21 protein-coding genes are annotated in these 23,359 nt (G+C 48.6%); 11 read left to right on the top strand and 10 right to left on the bottom strand.

Features of this window, described 5'->3' with window-relative positions; translation table 11 throughout:
- The first annotated feature begins 109 nt into the window (after positions 1-109).
- The 3 genes from AC2T0J_RS15955 (at position 110) to AC2T0J_RS15945 (ending at position 5,036) form a co-directional block, all read left to right on the top strand.
- Positions 110-1,075 (top strand): retropepsin-like aspartic protease family protein, encoded by a 966-nt coding sequence (locus tag AC2T0J_RS15955; RefSeq protein WP_489806764.1) that lies wholly within the window; start codon positions 110-112, stop codon positions 1,073-1,075.
- 724 nt (positions 1,076-1,799) lie between these two features.
- Positions 1,800-2,369: a cytochrome b gene (locus AC2T0J_RS15950; protein WP_489806763.1), complete on the top strand. Its 570-nt coding sequence runs from the start codon at positions 1,800-1,802 to the stop codon at positions 2,367-2,369.
- An 828-nt stretch (positions 2,370-3,197) separates the two neighbouring features.
- Positions 3,198-5,036 (top strand): methyl-accepting chemotaxis protein, encoded by a 1,839-nt coding sequence (locus tag AC2T0J_RS15945; RefSeq protein ID WP_489806762.1) that lies wholly within the window; start codon positions 3,198-3,200, stop codon positions 5,034-5,036.
- 61 nt (positions 5,037-5,097) lie between these two features.
- Here the strand turns inward: AC2T0J_RS15945 and AC2T0J_RS15940 are convergent, their stop codons facing one another.
- Complete coding sequence (locus tag AC2T0J_RS15940) at positions 5,098-7,143, bottom strand: NADPH-dependent 2,4-dienoyl-CoA reductase (protein WP_489806761.1); 2,046 nt, start codon at positions 7,141-7,143, stop codon at positions 5,098-5,100.
- 118 nt (positions 7,144-7,261) lie between these two features.
- Here AC2T0J_RS15940 and AC2T0J_RS15935 point away from each other — a divergent pair, with 118 nt between their 5' ends.
- Entirely contained in the window at positions 7,262-7,867 is a 606-nt protein-coding gene (locus AC2T0J_RS15935) for a TetR/AcrR family transcriptional regulator (RefSeq protein WP_489806760.1), read from the top strand.
- Positions 7,868-7,924: 57 nt separating this feature from the next.
- Here the strand turns inward: AC2T0J_RS15935 and AC2T0J_RS15930 are convergent, their stop codons facing one another.
- Complete coding sequence (locus AC2T0J_RS15930) at positions 7,925-9,535, bottom strand: GMC family oxidoreductase (protein WP_489806759.1); 1,611 nt, start codon at positions 9,533-9,535, stop codon at positions 7,925-7,927.
- Between the two features lie 197 nt (positions 9,536-9,732).
- Between AC2T0J_RS15930 and AC2T0J_RS15925 the strand changes: the two genes are divergently transcribed.
- The 3 genes from AC2T0J_RS15925 to AC2T0J_RS15915 all read left to right on the top strand — a co-directional run bounded on the left by AC2T0J_RS15925 (position 9,733) and on the right by AC2T0J_RS15915 (position 13,290).
- Positions 9,733-10,473: a DUF1439 domain-containing protein gene (locus tag AC2T0J_RS15925; protein WP_489806758.1), complete on the top strand. Its 741-nt coding sequence runs from the start codon at positions 9,733-9,735 to the stop codon at positions 10,471-10,473.
- Between the two features lie 227 nt (positions 10,474-10,700).
- Positions 10,701-11,741, top strand: coding sequence for a ribosome small subunit-dependent GTPase A (gene rsgA, locus AC2T0J_RS15920; RefSeq protein ID WP_489806757.1), 1,041 nt, complete (start codon positions 10,701-10,703; stop codon positions 11,739-11,741).
- A gap of 163 nt (positions 11,742-11,904) precedes the next feature.
- On the top strand, positions 11,905-13,290 hold the full coding sequence (locus AC2T0J_RS15915) for an amidohydrolase family protein (protein ID WP_489806756.1): 1,386 nt from the start codon (positions 11,905-11,907) through the stop codon (positions 13,288-13,290).
- A 154-nt stretch (positions 13,291-13,444) separates the two neighbouring features.
- Here the strand turns inward: AC2T0J_RS15915 and AC2T0J_RS15910 are convergent, their stop codons facing one another.
- The 5 genes from AC2T0J_RS15910 to AC2T0J_RS15890 all read right to left on the bottom strand — a co-directional run bounded on the left by AC2T0J_RS15910 (position 13,445) and on the right by AC2T0J_RS15890 (position 18,160).
- On the bottom strand, positions 13,445-13,882 hold the full coding sequence (locus AC2T0J_RS15910; RefSeq protein WP_489806755.1) for a DUF3291 domain-containing protein: 438 nt from the start codon (positions 13,880-13,882) through the stop codon (positions 13,445-13,447).
- Between the two features lie 87 nt (positions 13,883-13,969).
- Positions 13,970-14,794, bottom strand: a complete 825-nt coding sequence (locus AC2T0J_RS15905; protein WP_489806754.1) for a putative RNA methyltransferase — start codon at positions 14,792-14,794, stop codon at positions 13,970-13,972.
- A gap of 35 nt (positions 14,795-14,829) precedes the next feature.
- The gene (locus tag AC2T0J_RS15900) at positions 14,830-16,272 is read right to left on the bottom strand and encodes a wax ester/triacylglycerol synthase domain-containing protein (RefSeq protein WP_489806753.1); all 1,443 of its coding nucleotides are present in this window, start codon (positions 16,270-16,272) and stop codon (positions 14,830-14,832) included.
- The gene (locus AC2T0J_RS15895) at positions 16,269-16,937 is read right to left on the bottom strand and encodes a TetR/AcrR family transcriptional regulator (protein WP_489806752.1); all 669 of its coding nucleotides are present in this window, start codon (positions 16,935-16,937) and stop codon (positions 16,269-16,271) included. The genes AC2T0J_RS15900 and AC2T0J_RS15895 overlap by 4 nt, the downstream gene beginning before the upstream one ends.
- 11 nt (positions 16,938-16,948) lie before the next feature.
- Entirely contained in the window at positions 16,949-18,160 is a 1,212-nt protein-coding gene (locus tag AC2T0J_RS15890) for a DUF445 domain-containing protein (RefSeq protein ID WP_489806751.1), read from the bottom strand.
- A gap of 253 nt (positions 18,161-18,413) precedes the next feature.
- Here AC2T0J_RS15890 and AC2T0J_RS15885 point away from each other — a divergent pair, with 253 nt between their 5' ends.
- The 4 genes from AC2T0J_RS15885 to AC2T0J_RS15870 all read left to right on the top strand — a co-directional run bounded on the left by AC2T0J_RS15885 (position 18,414) and on the right by AC2T0J_RS15870 (position 21,615).
- Complete coding sequence (locus AC2T0J_RS15885) at positions 18,414-19,886, top strand: DUF3336 domain-containing protein (protein ID WP_489806750.1); 1,473 nt, start codon at positions 18,414-18,416, stop codon at positions 19,884-19,886.
- 38 nt (positions 19,887-19,924) lie between these two features.
- On the top strand, positions 19,925-20,248 hold the full coding sequence (locus AC2T0J_RS15880) for a DUF2834 domain-containing protein (RefSeq protein WP_489806749.1): 324 nt from the start codon (positions 19,925-19,927) through the stop codon (positions 20,246-20,248).
- A gap of 354 nt (positions 20,249-20,602) precedes the next feature.
- Entirely contained in the window at positions 20,603-21,079 is a 477-nt protein-coding gene (locus AC2T0J_RS15875) for a LabA-like NYN domain-containing protein (RefSeq protein WP_489806748.1), read from the top strand.
- Positions 21,080-21,117: 38 nt separating this feature from the next.
- Positions 21,118-21,615 (top strand): DUF2059 domain-containing protein, encoded by a 498-nt coding sequence (locus AC2T0J_RS15870; protein WP_489806747.1) that lies wholly within the window; start codon positions 21,118-21,120, stop codon positions 21,613-21,615.
- Between the two features lie 150 nt (positions 21,616-21,765).
- Here the strand turns inward: AC2T0J_RS15870 and tnpA are convergent, their stop codons facing one another.
- From tnpA to AC2T0J_RS15855, 3 genes are all read right to left on the bottom strand, one after another.
- The gene (gene tnpA / locus AC2T0J_RS15865) at positions 21,766-22,200 is read right to left on the bottom strand and encodes an IS200/IS605 family transposase (protein ID WP_489806746.1); all 435 of its coding nucleotides are present in this window, start codon (positions 22,198-22,200) and stop codon (positions 21,766-21,768) included.
- Positions 22,201-22,364: 164 nt separating this feature from the next.
- Complete coding sequence (locus tag AC2T0J_RS15860) at positions 22,365-22,871, bottom strand: hypothetical protein (RefSeq protein WP_489806745.1); 507 nt, start codon at positions 22,869-22,871, stop codon at positions 22,365-22,367.
- Positions 22,872-22,916: 45 nt separating this feature from the next.
- Entirely contained in the window at positions 22,917-23,276 is a 360-nt protein-coding gene (locus AC2T0J_RS15855; protein ID WP_489806744.1) for a phasin-related domain-containing protein, read from the bottom strand.
- Between the last annotated feature and the right edge of the window lie 83 nt (positions 23,277-23,359).

The raw sequence follows: 23,359 nt of genomic DNA, 5'->3' as shown, positions 1-23,359 counted from the left end.
TTTGCTTTGGCCAGCCCCTGTGCCCACAGCTGCTGAGCATGCCCCTCACAAACCAGAAAATACGGCAACGGCAACGGCAAAAAGAGTGACTAATCCACCGGGTTTAACAATGCAGCAGTCAGCACCAGCTTACCAGGCCGCGTCTGACCTGCCAGCCCCGCCAGCAACCAATATCGACACCGTTCGCCAATGGCTTGAACAAGGCGACTTTGCCAGGGTAGAGCATTTTTTAATTGATGCGCTGCGCACGAGTCCTGAGTCGCCCCAACTGCTATTGCTGGAAGCCGATTATATTCTGGCTACCGAGCCGTTAAGCGTGGCCGTTAGTCATCTTTTCGCTTTACAGGAACTCAGCCTGTTTAACCGCGAGCAACGCAAAGAGCTGGCAAGCCGTAGCGCAGAGTTAATCGAAAATACCATCAGTGCGCTGTATAACGCCGGCGACTGGGATATGCTGGCCCAATTTTTAGAGCCGTTATTTCAGCTCAATAGCACCGATGAGCTGCTTACGCTCAAACTTGCCGAAGCCTACGCCAGACAGCAAAAGTTTACGCTAATGGAAGACATACTGGCGAACCTGAGTATCAATAACGCCGGTGCCCGCAGTTTGCGCCAGCGGTTTCTACCGGGGCAAGCACCCTCTTTAGAAAAGAACGAGGAAAACCCCGCTGGTGCAAAACAGCCCCCGGTAACCCGACTGGCCCTGACCCGCTATGGCGACCAGTATATCGCAGAAACTGACATCCTTAACCGCCCTGCAGCGCTACTACTGGATACAGGAGCAAGCAGTACCGCTATCAGTTTTGAGCTGTACAAAACGCTTAGGCGATTTAATCAGATCCCTGTAATTGGCTTGTTTGATGTACGCACCGCAGGCGGCCCAATCCGTTCTCCATTGGTGCGAATAGACAATATGACACTGGGCCCCTATAAGCTAAGTAATATTGGTGTGTTTGTGATGCCTGAAGCGACCTTGCAGCAAGCCGACGGTTTATTGGGCATGAACGTGCTAAAACAGTTTCATTTTCAGCTTGATCAAACCACTGCTGAACTGTTGCTAACACCACGCCAGTGAGACGTTACTTCCTTCCATAGCGACCACAATAGCCGCTGTAGCCGGCCAGACCATTACCCTGACCATCAAACCTGTACCGTTGACGGTTAATCGGCACTGAGCTCTTTCGCCGGTGAGGGAGCAGGTCAAAAAGACTTTTCCAACAGTATCGCCGCTATTGAGGTCCACGGTGAATAGAAAGTTATCGTCCAGCAGCAACTTATCGATCCGTTTCCCCCAATTGAGCCGATTTTGGCACGGCCAGTACCAAGCCATTGATTATACAAATTGCCTTTACGCTGCGAGCTCGCTTACTTGGCTGGGTGGCAGAGATTTCTCTTACCAGTGCGCAGAAACAGGTTGTTCAGGTTAATGGTATGCTGGCACGAGCTACCGCCCCGCCTGCAATAACAAAAGTAACGCCGTACACTGGTTAACCCGGGCCTTCGAACCGGGGTTCAGGGGTTATCCGTTTATCACTCAGTACGTCCCTATTTCAAGCCGCACAAAGACTACCCGCCCATGCAACATTGGCTGGAAAAATAGTTACCGAATGGCGCAATACGTCCGAATTTAATCACTAGCCCCAACGCTTACCGAACCAGCCTGATGCACCGTCATTTTTGCCTTCTATTACACTGATTTACGGCTTATCATTTAGTGGTAGGATTTACCGCATGTGGTTCACCTACAAGCTAGCTCAAACTAATCCTTACACATTTTACTGCCTGATAGAGAGTTTATAATGATAACAGACACCCGACAGCAATTGAGTAAAATCACCATATCATTGCACTGGATCGTTGCCCTGCTAATGATCGCCTTGCTGGCCGTTGGCATTTACATGACCGAGAATAAAGATTACAGCCTGTATGGCCTGCATAAATCCTTTGGTGTCATCGTACTGGTGCTGGCGCTGGGCCGGGTTTACTGGCGGATGAAAAACGGCTGGCCACTCGCGGCCGGTCACTATAAAGCCTGGGAGCATACACTAGCCCATGCGGTTCATTGGGTACTGATTCTGGGTACTCTGATTATGCCCATTTCCGGTGTCATCATGTCGTCGATGGGCGGCCACAATGTACCACTGTTCGGTATCGATTTGATCCCGGCCAACCACGATCCGGCTAACCCACAGGATGTCATTCCGCGCAACGCCGAACTGGGTGAAATGGCAGAAGAAGTGCACGAAATCGTTGGTTACCTGCTAATTGTCTGTATTGTTCTGCATATAGTCGGAGCCTTAAAGCACCATATTATCGACAAAGACGGCACCCTGATGCGTATGAAGGGTAAGAAAATTGACGTAGAATAACGATCAGGTGATCTGTCGAAAAAAGCAAAGTGAATCACTTTGCTTTTTTCACTTTAACAATAGCGGTTTTATGATTGAGGCTAACGTTCTGCCTGACATAAAACAAAGCAAGATTGGCAAATTAGAAGTCGGCTTTTCCCTGCCAGAAACGTCAAATTAATTTATTAAAAAGGTCAGATGCGTTAACTTGCTACTGGCACATAGTTTAAGAGCAGCGCCAGTTACACGGCTATTGACAGGGTTTTCCCTGCTCGATGTGGTGTTTTAAATCGGGTTCCAGTGCTTTATTCCTTCGATATCTCAGACTTTAGCGCCAACAAATTTGTTACGCCCAAATCCATTCAGGAGCTTCGTCTCCTTACTCTGCACAGTAAATACAACCTTGGGGGAAGCGAAACACTTCGCCAGACCCTCAACGACTTTTCAAAATTACTTTCATTTGAGCAGTGAGTTAAAAGGGAAGTGGACAAGTTGTAATATTGAACTTGTGTTCAATACGGTGCAATTCAGCCCGAAATTTAAACTATCGTAAACAAATGAACTCGCCGCTTAAATTACCCTTTACACTAAAGTTCTATAAAAATAATGCCTGTTACCAATGTAACCGTTACGGTTAAGCCACTACATTGGCTGGGTGCGTACTAACGATTAGCAAATCCAGCGTACCTTCGGTTAGTTGTCTCTTCAAAAATTGCTCTATGACATGGATTTTAGTTGTGTGCTGACGAGCAACTAGAAATCAAAAAAGTAAAAATATTCCAACTTAATAAGTGTGCAGCTATTTATTTGGACAGTTCGCTGAATATGTTGTGCAAATAAGGTGTTTTCATGACCAAACTAAGTGGTTTTCGTCAGCGACTATTATTGTTGGTAGTCATAATAATAGTGGGATTCTGTATTGTTATTGGCGCCTCACTCTTCGCCTTTCATCAACAAAATTTAGCAGCAAGTACACTAACAAAAACCAATCAACAATTACTTACGCTGGAGCAACTGCGCAGCCAGATAAAAGCGGTACCCAGCGCCAATAAGACAGTTTTTGATACAGAGAATGTCAGGCAATCGGTTACGCCATTACTGGTAAAGCTAAACAACGAAAGCGTAGCATTTGGCCCTGCACTGACAAAGGCCTTCGACAGTTGGGCCAGCAGTATAGAAAGAGTGCAACGAGAGCAGCAAATACTGGGTACTGATAATGATAGCGGTTTACGTAATGATCTGTTCATCGCGATCGATTACCTGAAAGCCAATATTCATACGCATATGGTGAGTAAGTTCAATGCGTTTGTTGATGCGCTCGGCCCAATGTTAGAAAGTTACAACCCTGCATCCGTTGAGTTGGTCAATAGTGAATATCAGACATTTGATGAATTTTTTGATTACATCGGAATGCGAGGGGACTTCGACGATCTGCTCACGGAAACTCGTATTGCGCTGGATGGCGTCACGGCATCCGTGTTGAAATTACATTCAAGTCAATCGTCAGCACAATCGTCGTTAAACCATTTGCAGGATTTGTTACATCAACAAGAAAAACGGTTGGCGCAACAGCGCAGTGTTGCCAGTAATCAGGCCACCAAAATCACCGTTTCAGCTCGTATAGCCATGCTGACTCTGGGGGTTGGTGTCATGGTCGTTTGTTCATTCATATTATGGTTAATCTGGCGCCATGCAACAAGTACACTGGCAAACACAGTGACAACTCTGGAAAAAATAGCTGACGGCGATCTCACTCAACAACTCCCGGTCAACCTGCAGCGGAACGATGACTTTGATCGTCTGGGCAATACCGTGAACCATTTAACCGAAAAACTTAGCAAGGTATTGTCTGAGGTACAATCAGCCAGTCACGCTTTAAATGATCGTTCATCAGAACTTCATTACACATTAAATAAACAAAGCGAAGCAAGTGAAATGACAGAGCGCGAACTGGGCCAGGTATCAGAGGCTATCGATCAAATAACAACCACTGTAGAACAAATGGCATTGTCTCTGGATGAAACCAATCAGCTCTCAAAAGCTGCCCGGGAGGAGTCTAATCATGGTGGCGAAATTATCAATAATGCACTGGGTTCTATGGAAGGACTCTCCAACATGTTTGATTCGCTACGACAGCAATTAGACAAGCTGGATGCATCATCGAAAGACGTTGATGGTGTTACCGCAATGATCGGCGGACTTGCCGAACAAACTAATTTACTTGCGTTAAACGCCGCAATAGAGTCGGCTAGAGCCGGAGAAGCCGGGAGAGGTTTTTCTGTTGTTGCTGATGAGGTGAGAGCCCTCGCGGAAAAAACCGTTGCCGCAACCGCCAACATTAACGAGATAACACAAGAGATGCAAAAACAAGTCAATCAACTCCTGCAGAATATGCAGGTAAGCCAGAATCAGGTAACAAATAGCCGAAATCTTGGCGATGAAGCAATAGTTGCCATGCAGCGCATTACAAAAACGTTCCAACACGTTAATGATAGAAATCAACAACAAGCTGTTTCAATTGAGGAAGTGGCGACCACCGCAAAATCGAATTCACTAAGCCTGAAGCAGACAGTGCAGCGAGTCTCTGACGTTACGCAGACGCAACATAATATTAAAACATTCGCGGCAAATGTTACTCAGTACGCCAAAGGGCTATACGCCGAGACCAGCAGGTTTCGTTGCCATTAGCGCAACATTTCATGAGTCAGCAGCGAGAAGCTGCTGTCCCAATAACGACTAGCAACGCCAGTTAAAGGGCCATAGCGACCTTTGTGCCCTGCTCTATGGCCCGTTTGGCATCGAGCTCCAGCGCTTCATCAGCGCCACCAATAAGATGGTAAGGTAAGCTAAGACCTTCTACCAATGCCCGCTGGGGCTCCTGACCGGCACAAATGATCACGTTATCAACATCGAGCACCTGCTGTTCTTCGCCCACTGTGATATGCAAGCCGTTATCATCGATTTTGTGGTACTGCACGCCTGGGATCATTTTCACCCCTTTCATTTGCAGACCCATACGATGCGCCCAGCCGGTGGTTTTGCCCAGGCCCGCCCCTATTTTGCTGGATTTACGTTGCAGCAGGACAATTTGTCGTGGCGACGGCTCAGGCTGTGGCTGTATCCCTTCCACCCCGCCGCGGGCAGAGAATGTCATATCAATCCCCCACTCGCGCATGAACGTGGCGATATCCTGACTCGGTACAGACTTACCGTGGCTTAAATATTCTGCGGTATCAAAGCCAATGCCACCTGCGCCAATAATTGCCACTTTAGCGCCTACTGTTTTTTTATCCCGCAGTACGTCCAGATAGGTCATTACTTTACCGTGGTCGATACCTTCGATATCCGGCGTACGCGGCACTATACCGGTAGCCAGCAATACTTCGTCAAAACCATGTTCGTTTAATGTCTGGGCAGTGACCGGCGTATTGAGTCTGACATCCACGTTGAGTAACTCTAACTGACGACTGAAATAGCGTAAGGTCTCGTAAAACTCCTCCTTGCCGGGGATTTGCTTGGCAATATTAAACTGCCCGCCTATTTCACCGGCTGCATCGAACAAGACCACACTATGGCCGCGTTTGGCTGCCGTGGTAGCCGCAGCCAGACCGGCCGGGCCTGCCCCCACCACGGCCACTTTTTTCGGTGATTCAGCCAGGGTCATTTTGTACATCAACTCATGACAGGCAAAGGGATTCACCAGGCAGCTGGTGAGTTTGCCATCAAAGATATGATCAAGACAGGCCTGATTACAGCCAATACAGGTGTTAATTTCATCGCTGCGCTGAGCTTGTGCTTTGTTCACGAATTCGGGATCGGCCAGGAATGGCCGAGCCATCGAAACCATATCAGCATCACCGTGAGCCAGCACCGACTCGGCTACTTCCGGCGTATTTATACGGTTAGAGGTAATCACCGGTACACTCAGGGCCTTGCGAAATTTAGCGGTGACCCAGGTAAAAGCCGCCCTCGGCACCTTGGTGGCGATGGTAGGGATACGCGCCTCGTGCCAGCCGATACCGGTATTAATAATAGTGGCACCGGCTTTTTCGATGGCTTTGCCCAGCGTGACAACTTCCTCATAGGTTGAACCACCCTCTACCAAATCGAGCATCGACAACCGGTAAATAATAATAAATTCTTCACCCACAGCCTCGCGTACACGGCGCACCACTTCCACCGGTAGCTTAATACGGTTTTGGTAATCACCACCCCATTCATCACTGCGGTGGTTGGTTCGCGCAGCAATAAACTGATTTAAAAAGTAGCCCTCAGACCCCATAATTTCAACGCCATCATAGCCGGCAGAATGGGCCCGTTTGGCCGTTTCAACAAAGTCGTTAATCTGCCCGTCAATTTCTTCGCTGGTAAGCTCGCGGGGTTTGAACTGATTTATAGGAGCTTGCAACGCAGAAGGTGCAACCAGATTGGGGTTATAGGCATAGCGCCCCGTATGCAGAATTTGCATGCAGATTTTGCCGCCGTTAGCATGCACCGCGTCGGTGACCATTTTATGATGTTCAACCGCTTCGTCGCTGTCGAGCATTTTGGTTTTTATATGTACGCCACCTTCCTGGTTAGGTCCGATACCGCCGGTTACCATCAATGCCACACCGCCTTTGGCCCGCGTAGCATAAAACTCAGCCATGTTTAAATGACCGTTAGGCATTTCCTCCAGCCCGGTGTGCATTGAGCCCATTACAATCCGGTTTTTTAACTCGGTGAACCCCAAATCCAGCGGCTCGAATAAATGCGGATACGCCTGGTGTTGATTAGCAGCGGTTGTCTGCGACATGAGAACCCCGTTTATTAACTTTTCATTAAACTGAACAGTGTCAAGATAGCATTGAATTTGACACTGTCAAGATAAAGATTATGCTAGTCAGCAATTGTGACAATTTTCAGGACGCTCCATGCCGTCACCCGGCACACAAACCTATCATCATGGTGATTTACGTTCTGCATTATTAGATGCGGCTACCGCCCGTATTGAAAATCAGGGCATTGAAGGGCTTTCATTACGCAAGCTGGCTGATGACGTAGGTGTATCGCGCTCAGCGCTTTATCACCATTTTCGTGATAAAAACGCCCTGCTTAACGCGGTAGCCGCCAACGGTTTTGCCAACTGGATTGCTATGACCTCTGAATCTGGCGGCGATGAGTCTGTACCTGCACCGGAAAGGATGAAGCAGTTTGTGTATGGGTATGTCCATTGGGCTGTGGAACACCCGCAGTTGTACGATCTTATGTTTGGCCGTCCTATCTGGAAAAACGATCTGGCTGACGATGAGCTCAAAGATGTAGCCTATCCGGCGTTTCAGTATATGCTGAGATTAATTACCCACTGGCAGCAACAGGGCTTACTGTTGGCCGATAAGCCAGCACTGCGCCAGACACAGGTCATCTGGGCAACCTTGCATGGCCTGGCAAAACTGGTAACCGACGGCGTGTACGCCGATTCCAGCCATATCGATGAGATGTGCGACTGTGCAGTGCTGATGTTACTGCCTAAAAAATAAAGGGGTCAGAGTACATTATTGCTAATAATGTACTCTGACCCCTTTATTTCTTGATTTTTACTGGTCGGCGCGGATCCACTCGGCTGCGCGCTCGGCGATCATAATGGTAGGCGCATTGGTATTGCCTCCGACCAGCGTTGGCATTACCGAGGCATCAACCACCCGCAGACCAGCCACATTGCGCACCCGCAACTTATTATCCACTACTGCCATAGGGTCATCATCGGCGCCCATTTTACAGGTACCGACGGGATGATAGATGGTTTCGGCCCGTTCGCGGATGAACGCAGCGATATCTTCGTCCGAATCGAGGCAGTGCTCACCAATACTCAGGTAACCATCATATTGAGCAAACGCTTCGCTCTTAAGTATTTTCTGCGCCCACTTCACCGCATCAATCATCACCGCAAGATCCGCTTCCTCAGTCAGGTAATTAGGCTGGATGGCGGGATGATCGGCCGGATGATTACTTTGTAGCGTAATTTCGCCACGACTCTTGGGATACAACGCGCAAACATGTAAACCGTAGCCAAAACCGTGCACAAAATGCCTGCCGTGGTCCTGAAGAATGGCTGGCAAAAAGTGAAACTGAATATCCGGCGATGCCTGGGCCAGGGAAGAGCACACAAAACCGCCGCATTCAGCCACGTTAGAAGAAAAAATGTCACCCCGTTTAAATAAGTAACGACAAGCTGCTTTGATATAACGTGGCAACATTCTGGCCGCAATGGGGTAACCAAGATGCTGCTTGCTGCGGTATTGAACAATGGCATCCAGGTGGTCCTGCAGGTTTTTGCCGACACCAGGCAAATCCTGCTGCACGTATATGCCTTTGTCTTCAAGTTCGTCGGCCGGGCCAATCCCCGATAACATCAGCAGATGAGGTGAATTGATTGCACCAGTGCTAAGAATAACTTCGCGGGACGCCATTAAACGCATGGCCTTCCCCTTACACCTCAGCTGTACGCCGATAGCTCGTTGTTGTTTGACGAGCACCCGCTCTGCCAGCGCAGAAGTGATGATAGTGAGATTTGTTCGCTGTCGGGCGTCAGTGAGATAAGCTTTCGCGGTGGAACAACGCTGCCCGTTACGTTGAGTAACCTGATAGTAACCCAGCCCCTCGCGGTCGCGGCGGTTAAAGTCATCTCTTACCGGCAGGTCTACGTATTCAGCCGCGTTAACAAACGTATCGGAGACTTCGGCGGTATGGCGCAGATTATTTACATCTAGCGGCCCACCTACACCGTGATATTCATCGGCACCACCGCAGTAATTTTCTGCCCGCTTAAAATAAGGCAGCACAGATTCAAAGTCCCATCCATCGGCGCCTTGTGCCGCCCAATGGTCGTAATCTTCGGCCTGACCGCGGATATAACACATCGCATTTATTGAGCTGGAACCGCCCAGGGTTTTACCGCGCGGCCAGAACAGCTCTCTGTCATTCAGTGCGGGTTGAGGTTCGGTGTTATAACCCCAGCCGATACTGTCGAATCGTGCCAGTAGTGATAAGCCAAACGGGATATGGATAAACGGGTTGCGGTCACTGCTGCCGGCTTCAACCAGACATACCCGAATCAACGGGTTTTCCGTTAATCGCGCGGCGAGCACTGCGCCGGCAGAGCCGGCACCAATGATCACATAATCAAATTGTTGAACAGGTATATGCATTATTCACCCGTTGTTGAATGGTTATATTCTGGCCAGATTAAAGCAACCGCCACCAACTGATTGTACCAGTTGAAATTAAGCTACGCCATTGTCGCCAGCGACGCAAAATATTTTATGCCTTGAGCCGTTATAAACAGCACTGTTATGATTTAGCGCAACGATGGGTTTAGCCCACTAAACTTTGCAAGGATTGATGTTTGTTACCTCCATTAAGCTGGCGCGATAGAGTGAATGCTTTGGTCGGGTATTGCCTGATTAAAAGCGGCCGACTGCAGTACGATATATTTACCGAACAAGAGCTTAATGCACTCATCGCCCCGCACTTCCCCTTTACCGAACCGTTGGCCGTGCCCATCGGGGAAGGTCACTTTACCTGCCTTGAGGCGCAGCTCAGTATGCCGACATCCACCAACCGGCTAACCTTACAGATCCTCTGTGCCATTGAAGTAAAAGTAATGGGTTCGCGAATCTATAAAGCCCACACCGTTGCAGGCATCAGCGCATTGCCCAATTACTATCCGGCCAGTTGCTCATTACATCTTACCGATACACGGGTCGATTTTATTCATTTGCTCAACGACCAGTACTCACTGGTAAAAGACACTCAGTTTATTATTGATAAATTACTGCCTTTACCGTTATCCGGGCTGGGCTCCTTACTTGGCCAGCCGTTGCGTTCGGCACTGAGTCTGGTGTCGGCGGGCTCTACCGATCAGGCACTGGATTACCTGAAGCTTTACTTGCATGGCAACACCCAGCGAATTCTGGATTACCACAAACCCAGGCTCGCCAAAGAGTTAATCGCCAGGCTCGATGAACGCGCGTTGGAATACACCATGGATGACGCTCACTGGCGGGAGTTTTTATTTGCCCGCTATGGCAAACGGGTAGCCGTGGAAGAAAAACAACTGCGGTTTTACTTTACTGAACAGCCGTGAGCCAAGAAAGACTACCCTGAGCACAATAAAGACAGCCTTAAGCCTGTGCATACAGATTTCTGTTAGGCTATACTTCACGATGTCGAATAACGGTTAGGAGAATATTGATGATTGTCGTCAACCTGACCGGGCTTTGGGCTAACTAAACCGCCCTTTTACTGCCCGGTTCTAATACCGGGGCCTTTTGCCCCCTTAATGAAAACATTAACGTTAGTTAAGGGTTAGTTATGACTAATTTTCAATTTCTGGCCACTATGGGCTGGACTCCCTTTTTTCAACAACAACTCACACTTGAAGAGTGGGAACAAATAATCCCTGTCAGAGTCACTGAACAACATAAATCTCAGCTGACTGTAGCAGCCGATACGCATACTTTTAATTTGCCAATCACGCCCGCCATGCCTCCACTGGTAGTTGGCGACTGGATATTGCTAAATGAGCATCAGCAGTTTGTACGCTTGCTCGAGCGATATAGCTGCTTTAAACGCAAATCTGCCGGCACCGGTCAGGAGTGGCAGTTAATTGCGGCGAATATCGACACAGCTTTTATCGTCTGTTCGATGAATGAGGACTTTAATCCCAGTCGCATTGAACGCTACCTGGCGCTCACAGAAGCGGCCGATGCAGAACCGGTGGTAGTGCTAACCAAGGCTGACTTAACCGATGAGCCCGAATGCTGGCGCGACGATGTCCGCCGCATCGATAAACAATTGCAGGTGGTCACGGTTAACGCACTGGCCCCCACCTGTATCGATGCGTTAAGCGACTGGCTCAAGCCCGGAAAAACAGTGGTCATGCTTGGCTCATCAGGGGTTGGCAAATCAACGCTGACCAATACCTTGCTGGGTGAATCCCATCAGGCTACGCAAGGAATTCGCGAGGAAGATGCCAAAGGGCGTCATACCACTACCGGACGTTCACTGTTAGCATTGCCGCATGGCGGACTCATTCTCGACACTCCGGGCATGCGGGAATTACAGTTAGCGGATTGTCATGATGGTATTACCTCGGCGTTTGCTGATATCCAGAAGCTCGCCGCAGAATGTCGGTTTGCCGACTGTCAGCATGACCGGGAACCTGGCTGCGCAGTGCTTGCCGCCGTGGAACAAGGCTTACTTGATCCACGACGACTAGCCAACTACCAGAAATTGCTCCGCGAAGATGCGCTCAACTCAGCCTCACTGGCACAAAAAAGGGCAAAGGATAAGGCCTTTACCCGATTTGTGAACTTTTCGCAAAAAGAGTCGCGAAAATTTAAAGGCCGCTGAGGCATCTTAAACGCCATTGCCATTGAAAAGCATCAGTCGGGCAAGACTGATGCTTTTTGCTATTAAGCATAATTGCGCCTGCATCAATATCTCTAAAGAAAACATTGATTTGTTTAATCTGTGAGCATAACGTAATTCAGCATAACCAGAATAAGGAAAAATAATGCGGTTACTAACGACACTCACTTTGTTAACCGGCCTGCTCACTGGCATGCCATCGCAGGCAGAAAATATCGCCCTGGTGGGCGGTCGACTTATCGACGGCACTGCCGAACGCCCGTTGCACAATAGCGTGATTTTGGTAAAAGACGGCATCATTGAACAAGTAGGCACAGTGGACTCGTTACCCGTGCCCGCGGGCTACCGTATAGTCTCCACCGAGGGGCACGATGTGCTGCCCGGTTTATGGGAAAGTCATGCCCACATAATGCTCACCGGTCACGCCAACTATACACACTGGCAGAAAGCTTATCGCGACCGTCAGGTGGATGAAATTATGCCTGCCTCACTGGTGCAGTTGTTGCTCGCCGGCATCACCAGTGTTCGCGACCTTGGTGCTCCCCTGGAAGACTCTGTAGCCATCAAGAAAAAACTCGCCAACGGGGAGATTCCCGGCCCTACGCTGTATACCTCAGGCCCTTTCTTACAGGCCGAAGTCCAGGACTGGCAAAAACACTATCGTTGGGAAATCACCACCGAGAGTGAAGCAAAAGCCGCCGTGAATCGCCTGCACCAGGCCGGAATGGAAATTGTCAAGCTCATCGACCATGATGATATGCCGCGGGCGGTAGCCCAGACCATTGTAAACGAGGCGCACCGACTCAACATGAAAGTAGTCGCTCATGCTCATAAACCGGATGAAATTCGCGTTGGTGTGGAAATAGGCATTGATAATTTTGAACATACAGGGCTTACCACTGCGCCGGGATACCCGCAGGATGTGTTGGATACACTGGTAGAGCGCACCGCCACCGGTATTTTTGACGGGTTATTATTCTGGACGCCTACCATGGAAGGGCTATTTACCTACCCGGATTTGGTGGCTAACCCTGAAGAGCTCGACGATGCGTGCTGGAAACGGGGTTTGAAAGACGACACCATTGCTGATATCAAACAATCGATAGCCAAACCAGGTCATCTCAATTACATGCAGCTCACGCCGCTCAGAACCCCTACGATTAAAAATAAAATCAATCAGTTAAAGCAAACTGGTGTAATGATGCTAGTAGGTACGGACTCGGGGATCCCGATGAAGTTTCACTGTCAGTCTACCTGGCAGGAAATGGCGGTCTGGGTGCATGACATGGGGTTTGATGCCATGGACACACTGCGGGCCGCAACATACTGGCCTGCGGTAATGATGGGCGTTCAGGACCGTTACGGTTCAGTAACGCCGGGCAAGGTAGCCGATATCATCGCCGTTCGTGGCAACGTACTTAAATATATGAATTTAGTACGGGATGTCGACATGGTCATGAAAAATGGCGTTATCTTTAAGCATAATGGTGTAGTCGATGAGGCCTTATTGAGCAACTTTGGCAAATACTGATTTAAGCCACATCATTTTCAGATAACAACGCTGCTTATCGGCCTTAGCTTCACGAAATGTGCCGATAGCAGCAGGGTAAAAGCACATTTTTAGGTACAGACATTGTTAGTGAGGCTATCGATTTGTCGCAGCAATGTGACGACTGTTACGCCCCTTATGACATGTTAAAACTGTGCTTAAAACTAAACGCGAAATCACTTTCGCCATGCTCCCGTAAATGAAGTAAGTGCTCCTCGGCTTCCCCCACCGTTGGGATATGCCCTTCCTCTATCCACCACATCACGTAAGATGCACTGTCGAGGGGCTCAAACCATTCTTTTTTGCGTTTCAGAAAATCAATATGATGTGTTTTAAACATAAATTGCTTTAACGAGACGACGTCCTGCCATACAGACATATTCACAATCAGCTCAGGATCATTAAAAATAGAGATACTGGTGGCGTTGCCGGTGTCGTCTTTTAAGCGCCAGATAAACCCTGGGCTATTTTCCGCAATGGCATTGATCGGATCGAGATTATTCACAAAGTCTGCCATCCCGATAGAATCCATAGGGTATTTGGGCCTGGCGATGTTGAGTTGGGCGAGATGCATGGGTTTTCCTTAACAACTTAGTGACATCTCGTTACTATGTGGGCTGAGAAATGATTCCACAATATACAGAGCACACAAAATGTCAGTTTAGCTGTGTTCCCGTTGCCATACATGAATAACAAAATCCGCTTCCACCTGCTCTAAATCGGCGAACCGCGCCTGAGCTTCATCCTGCGGTAGCCGCCAGTAATAAGGTGTCATTTCAAGTAATCCCTGGCGAGTTTGCTGGTCGGATAAATCCACCGTAAAACTTAACCGTCGCTCAATCACCTGACTAAAACCTGGCCGGTTCGAAAACTCCACCTTGTGCTGTCTCGGGTTATCGTAAATGGCCTGCTTGATTGACCATAAATGATTATCGGCCGGATCCACCGTTATCAGCAGGCCACCTGGAGCAATCACCCGTTTATACTCGGAATCACTACCCGGCGCAAATACCTGTAGCACCACGTCCTGCGAAGCATCGTCAAGCGGCAGATGGGCACTACTGGCTACCGCGAAATGACAGTTTTTGTAGCGTTTCGCCGCCAGATCAACTGCATGTTTAGCAATATCGCAGCCAGCTGCTTTAACCGTTAGCTCTGCATCCTGTAGCGCCTGGACGATGTATCCAAGATAACTGCCCTCGCCACAACCGGCATCAAATAAGCGCACTGCCGATTGCACTGTATAGTGCTCCTGAATAATCTCCACCAGCGCTGCCATCAGTGGCTGATAGCCTTTTGCATCATGAAATTGCCTGCGGGCATTGACCATGGTTTTGTCATCGCCGGGCTGTCTGGACTTTTTATTCTGCACCGGCAGTAAGTTTAAATAGCCGGATTTGGCCTCGTCGAAGGCATGACGATTTTCACACCGCCAGGTGCGCATCGATTGCTGTAAAGGTTGCTGACAAAGCGGACAACGCCACATAGTTATACCTCAGTAAAACAGGAGCGGCAATGCTACTAGTGATCGCTGACAATGGAAAGCGGCACCTCGTCACTGTGCTCACCAATGTCGTCGATACTCAGGCTCGGATCGTCAACGCTGGCTTCCAACATTTCGAAGGCTTCACTGCAATAATCCGCCAGCGGTTGCAGCGATTTAATGTGCTGATTACAACACACCATACCGATATTGGCTTTACCGTTGTATGTCATGAGGGTGATGTTAACGCCGCCCCCGGGCGTTTGTGTGGAAATAGGATAACAGGCCAGAAGTTTACTGTCTTTGAAGTATTTTTGTCGTTTGGGACCTGGAATATTTGATACCAGCACATTGGCTATAGGTTTTACCCAGTCTGACACATGCAACCATTCAAATACCAACGCGATGGCCTGGATAACAATGGTATAACTGCTGAAAGCTGAAGGCCGGGCCCGCTGGGCGGCTTGTTTAACAATGCGATGATGGTAAATAATCTGGCGAAGGCGCAAATAAGGATCGCTCTCATCATGAGCTAACTGCACCGGCACAATGGCAATACGATTGCCGGTGGTTTTTTCGCCGGGCTTTCTTAAGTTTATGGGCATATTGGTATACAGCGCACGGGTAAATACATGGCCGTGATCCTGTAACAACCGATGAATACCAATATCAAAAGCGGTGAGTAATACTTCGTTAGCAGAGGCTCTGGTGCGCCGGGCCAGCGCCTGCACGCGGGCAAAGTCCAAATCAAAGGTCGCTACTGTCCGTCCCGCTTTGACCTGTCCGGTAAGCACCGTACGAGTGCCGGTAAAGGGTACCGGCATATAATGGCGGTTAATTCGAATCAGGCGTAACAGTAAGCGGGTAAAAATCACCAGCAAATCCTTACCGGTAAGGAGCGATTCCCATAGATTCATCCAAAAACGTTTCATGCGCTTGTACTGCGGGCGTTTTTGATGCCGCAGCCGCTTTAAAGCCCATACCGGCACAAAGCCGGAGCTTTGCGCCTCATCCAGATAACCGGCCTGAAACCAGCGCACCAGGGTAGCGCCATCGCCATACAAATGATGAACCCGCGCATAAATAGCAAACACCTGCTGGGTGGTGGAATACAAAAAGTGGTATTGCCAAAGCGGCTTGTCCGGGTCGAGGCGGGTTTCATGCATGCGGGCAATAAACTCATCCAGTGCCTGACGGTTGTGAACATCCTCCACCTGATGAAGTTGTACGTGATAATCCATTTGCATATGCTTAACGGGCTGCAAACCCAGAGGCCAGATAGCCACGGCTTTTACCCGGCAGTTAAACGGCGGGCAGGCCCGGGCAAAACCCTGCATGTCTTTATGTAAGGCACTCACGTAGGCTTTGGGATCACTGCCCTCTGGCATTTCAAGCAGTTGCAGACAGCCCACATGCTTGGGATTGGCTTTAGACTCGGTGATCCAAAACGACCGGTCCAGAAACGACAATTTCTGGCTCATACCTCCCCCTTGGCGGCCGGCAACATGAGATTGGCCATGGAGTGATGCTCAATGGCTTTACGTAGCTGAGCCACGGTTGTTTCTTTTAAGCGAAAGCGGGGCAGCAGCGCCGTCATCATCAGGCTTAAAGCGTGAAACTTTTGCGCCTGAGGATCATCGTTGTTGCGCAGGTCATCGTATTGATTTGCCTGAGTCAGGATCATAATAATCAGATCCACCATTAAGCGCTGTTCAGCGGGGCTTGCGAGCAATGCCTTCTGCGCCGCAAACCGTAATAGCAGTTTGCTTAAACTCACCTCCAACTGCCTTATTTGCTGTTTGTGCCAGTGTTTTACTTTAGGATACTTCTCGGCCAGGTCGGCCGGGCTGCGATACATGAAGCGAAACAGTTGTTGTTTATCCAACACAATGGCAATGAAATAGAAGAAATCTTCTGCCTGCACCTTTTCCAGTGTGGCCGGGCGTAACAACGTTTGCATAGCTTCGCTGTACCAGTGCACCAAGCCATCAATAATTTGCTCTTTACCCTTAAAGTGGTAGTACAGATTACCGGGACTAATATCCAGCTCCATGGCAATATCCACCGACGTTACGGCATTTTCGCCCTGTTCATTAAACAAGGTGAGTGCGGCGGCGAGGATACGTTCTGCGGTTTTACTAGCCATAATTCTGTGCCCTAGCCCATCATCAGCAGGTAAAGTTGCGCAACACCCGCAGCCATGCCAAGCAAGGCCCCGGTGACAATCAGTTTCCACTCATCCTGTTGATAGGCCGGTCGCAGTACGCTTTCAAATTCCTCTGATCGCAAGGCTTGCAGACGCTCACATAAATCGTCTCCTACCCGCAGGGCCTGATTGGCATAATCAAAGGCGTAAAGCAGATATTTATCGGTGTCTTCGAACAACCGCCTGACCGCCATGGATTTCATTTTGAAGTAATTTTCCGAACCGACGCCCAATGCAAAATAAGGCTGCGCAATGGCGACATAGCGTTCGATAGCATCGTTCACGTGGAGTTCTATCAGTTCCAGCAGTTGCGCGGAGCCGGAGCCATGCAAAATCATATGGGTGATATTTTTTGAATTAATCAGTTTGCTTTCAATAATGTCAGCGTATACCCGCGACACCTCTTTCTGGCGTTTAAGGAACATGCCCTGAATGGTAAAGCCCATAACACGCACCGGGCGCTTGGGTTCAAAGATGATTTTAATGGCAATCCAGTTAGTGGCATAACCCACCAGTAAACCGCCTAAAGGCAGGATCCACCAGGCCTGGTACAGATACCATAAGGCCATAGTAGGCAGACCAAATAAAAAGCCAAAGTAAAAGCCGGAACGCACAATAAAAGGAAACTCCCGCTCACCGGACCGCAGAAAAATCTCGTTAATCAGCTCAGGAGAGTTAACCAGCTGTGCTACCACCAGTTCTTTAATATCGAGGATTTCATTGACGTTATGCTGGAAATCCTCCACCATTTTGCTAACCACATAAGGGATGTCGTCTTCAATGCGGCGGTACACCAGATTTTTGCCCTGCACTGGTAAAGCGGCCCATAGCTGCGGTGCCGATTCTTCCATCACTTCGTTAACGATTTTCCGTACCACCTGCTGCAGACGGTGTTCAATGGCATTGGTGAGCGCCTGAGGGTCGAGCCGACTGGCCAGCTCTTCAACGCTGAGTAACTTACCGAGTACCAGTTCTACCTCAATCTCGGCCATTTGCCGACGTTTGGCCGGAATCAATCCCTGCCAGCCAAAAATCGGCGGGATCCCTACAAACTTGAGCGGATAAAACATCATCTTTACCGCCAGATAGTTGGTGATCCACCCCACTAACGCGCTAATCAGCGGGATAGACAGCAAACTTAAGGTTTGTACATTCCATTCCATGTTGGTGCTACAAGGCTATTGTTATCATTGTCAATGCTCAGGCTACTTTGTGGTGTGCTATTGGTCAAATTAACTTTGTTTATACATCGGCTTAGATCAACTTAAACCGTTTCGTCCGGTTATTTACCTCTGATGACGTACTATCGCCATTCCCGTGGTCCAATAAATTAGTTAGCCGATTCTAATTGTGCACTCTACACTGCCAGTATAGGCGCAAATACCGGAAATTAACCAAATCAGTGCCGGGGGATGTATGACCGTATTTCAATCTAAATTAGGCGAACTGGAACGCGCCATTGAGCATGCTGGCAGTTATCAGGCATACAAGGAAGCCTGCGAGGCCCATGACGCTTTGTCAGGGGCAGACGACTGGAAAGCCAAGGATCCCTGCCGTTTATATGATTACCGTTTAATCCGCAAACGGGTGCAGCGTATCAAGTTTGCCCAAAGTCAGGATGATATCAGCGGCTTAATGTCTATTCTTCACGAAGGGCTCCACGGCAATTTAGGTAACATTGCGAACCCCGAGTTACTTGGCCATTGTAAAATTGGTACTAAACAGCTGATTGAAGAGTTTATTACCCAGGTCGTCAGTGCGCTGGAGCAAATCTATCACGCCGATGAGGACCATATCGATTTTTACGACAAGCTGTCCTTTTTTGAAGAGACGGCGCACGCTTTCGGCCGCAGTTGTTTAATGTTGTCTGGCGGTGCCGGGCTGGGCTTTTTCCATTGTGGGGTGGTGAAATCACTGAATGAGCATAACCTTCTGCCTACCGTTATATCGGGCGCCAGTGCAGGTTCAATCATTGCCGGTATACTGGGCACCCGCACCCACGACGAATTACTCGAAGCGCTAAGTGCAGAGTTTATTTTTGAACACTTTCAGAACTGGCGATTATGGGGCGGCCTGGGCCGGAAAAGCATACTGGACAGCCGGGCACTGGAAAATACGCTCATTGAACTGTTCGACCTGACTACTTTTGAAGAGGCTTACAAGAAAACTGGTCGTCATATCACCGTTACCGTGTCGCCGGCAGATTTACATCAGTACTCAAGGCTTTTGAATGCAAAAACCTCCCCGAACGCCTTAATTATGCAGTCTATTCGCGCGTCCTGTGCGGTGCCGCTGTTATTCACATCAGTACAGCTAAAAGCCAAAAGCGCCACTGGCGACATTGTGCCGTATATTCCCAACCGCCGCTTCGCCGATGGTTCGATTATGGCCGATTTACCCTTTGAACGCCTTGCCAGGCTATACGGCGTAAACCATAGTATTGTGAGTCAGACCAACCCCCTGGCGGTACCGTTTTTGTCATCTTCACGTACTCAGGCTAAAACGCTCTCAAGCATGACCTTCCGGCATTTACGCCAGCTTGCCAAAGCGAATAGCATTTATGCTTTCGACATTATGGAGCACTTAGTCCCTAATCGCAGCAGCAAACTGGCGCTGCATAAAGTTCGCTCGGTGATAGATCAGCAATATGTGGGCAATATTAATATCCTGCCGCAAAAGCAGTTACGCAATTTAATGCAGGTTGCCGCCAATCCAACGCTGAGCAGTATTCAGGAACTTATTGCCAGCGGCGAAAGGGCCACCTGGTCACAATTGGATGTGATTGACCGCAATACCCGGATAAGCGAAACCCTGCGCAGTAAGCTAAGAGCGCTGAAAGCCCGGGAAGCCCGTTTGTTTGATCATACGCCTGAGGGTATTATGGAATAACCTGTAAAAAAATAGTTGTAAACCATAAGGATTAAGGTTTGACACTCAAACATGTGTACTTGATTTTCTGCGTAGCAGGCGCTGCCTTGCCGCTTTCACAATTTGTGCCCTGGCTCATAGTTAACGGCGCTGACCTGCCACTGTTTTTTGAGCACTTACTGGCCAACCGTATCAGCCGCTTCTTCGTGTTTGATGTGGTAGTTTCTGCACTGGTGCTTATCACTTTTATCGTTGTTGAAGGAAGACGCCTGGCCATCGAAAAATCCTGGCTGGCGGTATTGGCAACGCTCTGTGTAGGGGTATCTTTAGGACTACCGCTATTTTTATACCTCCGTCAGCTAACAATTGATAATCAAACTTAAGCGCCTGTTGCGCCAACATAATAGAAAAGTATGTAACACCGGATTCTATTGTGTCTTCATCAACGGCAAATTTTGGAGGCCAGGGCATCGAAATCATAGCTTTACTGGTGCCTGGCCCCGGCAGAACACAGATTCGGGAATGCGAAGCTGACAACAGACGACATTGCAGCGCCGCTCGTCAGCGCTCACGCCCTGTAATTGCAACACGCCAGTGCTGTAATCTCGCGCCCAGGGGGCCAGGCTTTGTTCGGTTAACCTGATGAGTAAGAATATTGACGCGTCTTATCAAATATTTCAGCAAGTCTTCTGTTAGTATGAGGTTTCCCTTGTTCACTGTAAGGCAGCAACACGTTTATGGAACGCGTAGCTATATTTGTTGATGTGCAAAATGTGTATTACACCAGCCGTCAAACCTATCGCAAGAACTTCGATTACAACGCTTTCTGGCGCAAAGCCACCGCTAACCGAGAGGTGGTAAAAGCGTTTGCTTATGCCGTAGAGCGCGGCGATACCAGGCAGCGTGAATTTCAGAATATCCTGCGTGCCATTGGCTTTGAAGTAAAGCTAAAACCCTTTATCCAGCGCTCAGACGGTTCTGCGAAAGGCGATTGGGATGTAGGGATCACCATCGACATGATGGATGCCGCCAGTGAAGCCGACACCCTGATCCTGGTGTCTGGTGATGGCGATTTCAGCATTCTGTGCGACCGGCTTACTCAACAAAATCAAAACAAAGTTGAAGTATATGGCGTACCGGCGCTTACCGCGGCTTCACTGATGCAGTCCGCCAGCGTATTTACCCCTATCGATCAGCAACTGCTATTGGGGTAGACTGGATGTGGAATTAACCAAAAGAAAAGGAATTTACCATGCATAAGGCACTCATAATTATTCTTGCCACCCTCGGTTTAAGTACCACCGCCGTTGCCGATTCTGGGCAGCGTGACACCGTGGAAGCCCTGTTAATTGCCTCCGGGGCAGATAGCACTCTGGATGCGGTTTATGCTCAGTTTGACGGCGTGTTTGCCAATATGGCAGAGCAATTTAAAATTAAAGAATCTGAGCGGGCCAGCTTTAATAAGCATATGCAAAAAGTCAGCCTGATGCTTCGAGAAGAAATGAACTGGGAGACGTTGAAAGCGCCTATGATTGATCTTTATATGGCCCATTACACCGAACAGGAATTACAGGATATGCTGGCATTTTACCAATCTGAAACCGGTCAGTCGGTAGTGAAGAAAATGCCTGAGGTCATGGCCGCTTCCATGCAAATAACTCAGCAACTGATGCAAGACGTTTACCCCAAGATTTTGCAGATGTCCAAAGCGTATGCTGATGAACTGAAAAACCAACGAGCTGCGGATTAAGCATACATATCGTTGCTCTTAGCAATAACGAAAACCTGTCTTGCTAACAGAAAAATTGACGACCAGTAACCTCTATTTTTTACCAGGCATAGTAAAGAATCCACCTTCTAAAGAAGGTGGCTTTGCGTTAACCCCCTAAAAGGGGGCCTTCTATTCAAGGGCTAGCTGAGCTTGCTCTTGTCTTTCAACCTTCTCTTGGTGACGAACATATCGTCTTATGATCTCTTCGTTTATCCCAACTGAGTCAACAAAGTAGCCTCTCTGCCAAAAGTGGTTGCCCCACATCTTATTCTTTCTTAAATGCGGATATTTACTGATGAGTTTTAAAGCTATTTTTCCCTTTAACGCTCCCATCAAATTCGATATGGATAGCTTGGGCGGGACCTTTACAACTAAGTGAACATGGTCGATTTGGACATTCAATTCCATAACGATACAACCTAGTTGCTCGCAATAAACATGAATGCATCTATAGACATCCTTCCCTAGTTTATTTTTCAAAATCCTAAACCGATATTTCGGTGTCCACACTATGTGATATTGACATCGCCAGAACACATGCGATGCTTTCTCGTATCTACTCATGTTAATTTCCTTTTTGACTTCGCTAAAAATCAAAGGGAGATTTAACATGGGTGGGTATACGGGCAAAGCCCTCTCATGAATGATAACCACCTACTGAAGTAGGTGGTTTAAGACGGGCAATAAAAAAGGCCGGTGATTAACCGGCCTTCCATCAGTATCTTTTATTACTCCCCTTCGGCGGGAGAGTCCTTACTCGCCGTTTTGCGAGCTGTCGCCGACTTGGCTGTTCGGCTAGCCGTTGTCCGTTTAGTGGTTGTGGCTGTTTTTGCCCGGGTGGTTTTCGGCTTGGCTTCTGATTTGCTCTCGGCCTCTGCCGCTTTGGCTGCAGCTTGTTTAGCGGCCAGTAACGCCACCTGTTCTACCAATAAATCCACTTTGGCCGATAATGCCTCAATCTGCATTGCCCGTTTCTGTTTGGGCGTGGTAAATGTTGGCATCCAGTGATGCAGAGGCGACTGACGCCATAGCTCCAGCCACTGTGATGGATCAACCGTTTTACGAATTTGCGCTTCCACCTCAGCGCCCCGGGCGGCGAGCTCGTCCAGTGTTTTTTGTGACTCATCCACCTTATGCTGCACCTGCTGATTGGCCGCATTGAGTTGGTCAGTAAACAAGCCTAAGCCTGCTTCGAACCAGCCCATAATGGGTGATGTCGGTTTTTTATCTGACATGATAACTCCTTAGCTGATGGGCAGACATCGCTGCCCGCTCAGTTGTTACTTGTTTGCTGCCAGTTTAGCGACCGCTTCAGTCAGTGCATCCACTTTCGCAGAAAGCTCTTCAATCTTCTGGTCGGTGTCGTCGGTATCCAGCCCCAGCTTCTTACGAACGTCGGCTACGCGACTTTCCACTTCACTGGTAGTTTCTTTGAATTTGTCTTTAGCGTCTGATTCCAGGGTCTCACCCTTAGACACCAGATCCTCAAACATCTTATTAGCGTCTTTGGTCAGTTTTTCATACTGGCCCTGCGCCTCATCAACACTCTTGCCATAAGCCCCTAAACCTGCCAACCAGATTTTACGGGCGAATTCTTCAGCTTCGCTGATTTTGCTTTTGATATCGTCTTTAGCTGCCATGATTTGGTCTCCTTTTGCTAACTGTGTATCAGTGTAAAAGGAGAATTTAGAAATCACATACTAAAAACATTTTTATTGGCGGG

This window comes from Alteromonas sp. ISO5, assembly GCF_058105165.1.
The sequence above is the reverse complement of the archived record's forward strand: the minus strand, read 5'-3'. Positions and strand labels throughout refer to the sequence as shown.

What these genes read in the sequence shown, in the direction of transcription:
- AC2T0J_RS15905 (WP_489806754.1), bottom strand. Translation starts at nt 14,794, where the DNA reads ATGTGGCGTTGTCCGCTTTGTCAGCAACCTTTACAGCAATCGATGCGC.
- AC2T0J_RS15945 (WP_489806762.1), top strand. Translation starts at nt 3,198, where the DNA reads ATGACCAAACTAAGTGGTTTTCGTCAGCGACTATTATTGTTGGTAGTC.
- AC2T0J_RS15875 (WP_489806748.1), top strand. Translation starts at nt 20,603, where the DNA reads ATGGAACGCGTAGCTATATTTGTTGATGTGCAAAATGTGTATTACACC.
- rsgA (WP_489806757.1), top strand. Translation starts at nt 10,701, where the DNA reads ATGACTAATTTTCAATTTCTGGCCACTATGGGCTGGACTCCCTTTTTT.
- AC2T0J_RS15915 (WP_489806756.1), top strand. Translation starts at nt 11,905, where the DNA reads ATGCGGTTACTAACGACACTCACTTTGTTAACCGGCCTGCTCACTGGC.
- tnpA (WP_489806746.1), bottom strand. Translation starts at nt 22,200, where the DNA reads ATGAGTAGATACGAGAAAGCATCGCATGTGTTCTGGCGATGTCAATAT.
- AC2T0J_RS15955 (WP_489806764.1), top strand. Translation starts at nt 110, where the DNA reads ATGCAGCAGTCAGCACCAGCTTACCAGGCCGCGTCTGACCTGCCAGCC.
- AC2T0J_RS15890 (WP_489806751.1), bottom strand. Translation starts at nt 18,160, where the DNA reads ATGGAATGGAATGTACAAACCTTAAGTTTGCTGTCTATCCCGCTGATT.
- AC2T0J_RS15950 (WP_489806763.1), top strand. Translation starts at nt 1,800, where the DNA reads ATGATAACAGACACCCGACAGCAATTGAGTAAAATCACCATATCATTG.
- AC2T0J_RS15910 (WP_489806755.1), bottom strand. Translation starts at nt 13,882, where the DNA reads ATGCATCTCGCCCAACTCAACATCGCCAGGCCCAAATACCCTATGGAT.
- AC2T0J_RS15935 (WP_489806760.1), top strand. Translation starts at nt 7,262, where the DNA reads ATGCCGTCACCCGGCACACAAACCTATCATCATGGTGATTTACGTTCT.
- AC2T0J_RS15860 (WP_489806745.1), bottom strand. Translation starts at nt 22,871, where the DNA reads ATGTCAGATAAAAAACCGACATCACCCATTATGGGCTGGTTCGAAGCA.
- AC2T0J_RS15855 (WP_489806744.1), bottom strand. Translation starts at nt 23,276, where the DNA reads ATGGCAGCTAAAGACGATATCAAAAGCAAAATCAGCGAAGCTGAAGAA.
- AC2T0J_RS15900 (WP_489806753.1), bottom strand. Translation starts at nt 16,272, where the DNA reads ATGAGCCAGAAATTGTCGTTTCTGGACCGGTCGTTTTGGATCACCGAG.
- AC2T0J_RS15930 (WP_489806759.1), bottom strand. Translation starts at nt 9,535, where the DNA reads ATGCATATACCTGTTCAACAATTTGATTATGTGATCATTGGTGCCGGC.
- AC2T0J_RS15895 (WP_489806752.1), bottom strand. Translation starts at nt 16,937, where the DNA reads ATGGCTAGTAAAACCGCAGAACGTATCCTCGCCGCCGCACTCACCTTG.
- AC2T0J_RS15885 (WP_489806750.1), top strand. Translation starts at nt 18,414, where the DNA reads ATGACCGTATTTCAATCTAAATTAGGCGAACTGGAACGCGCCATTGAG.
- AC2T0J_RS15870 (WP_489806747.1), top strand. Translation starts at nt 21,118, where the DNA reads ATGCATAAGGCACTCATAATTATTCTTGCCACCCTCGGTTTAAGTACC.
- AC2T0J_RS15940 (WP_489806761.1), bottom strand. Translation starts at nt 7,143, where the DNA reads ATGTCGCAGACAACCGCTGCTAATCAACACCAGGCGTATCCGCATTTA.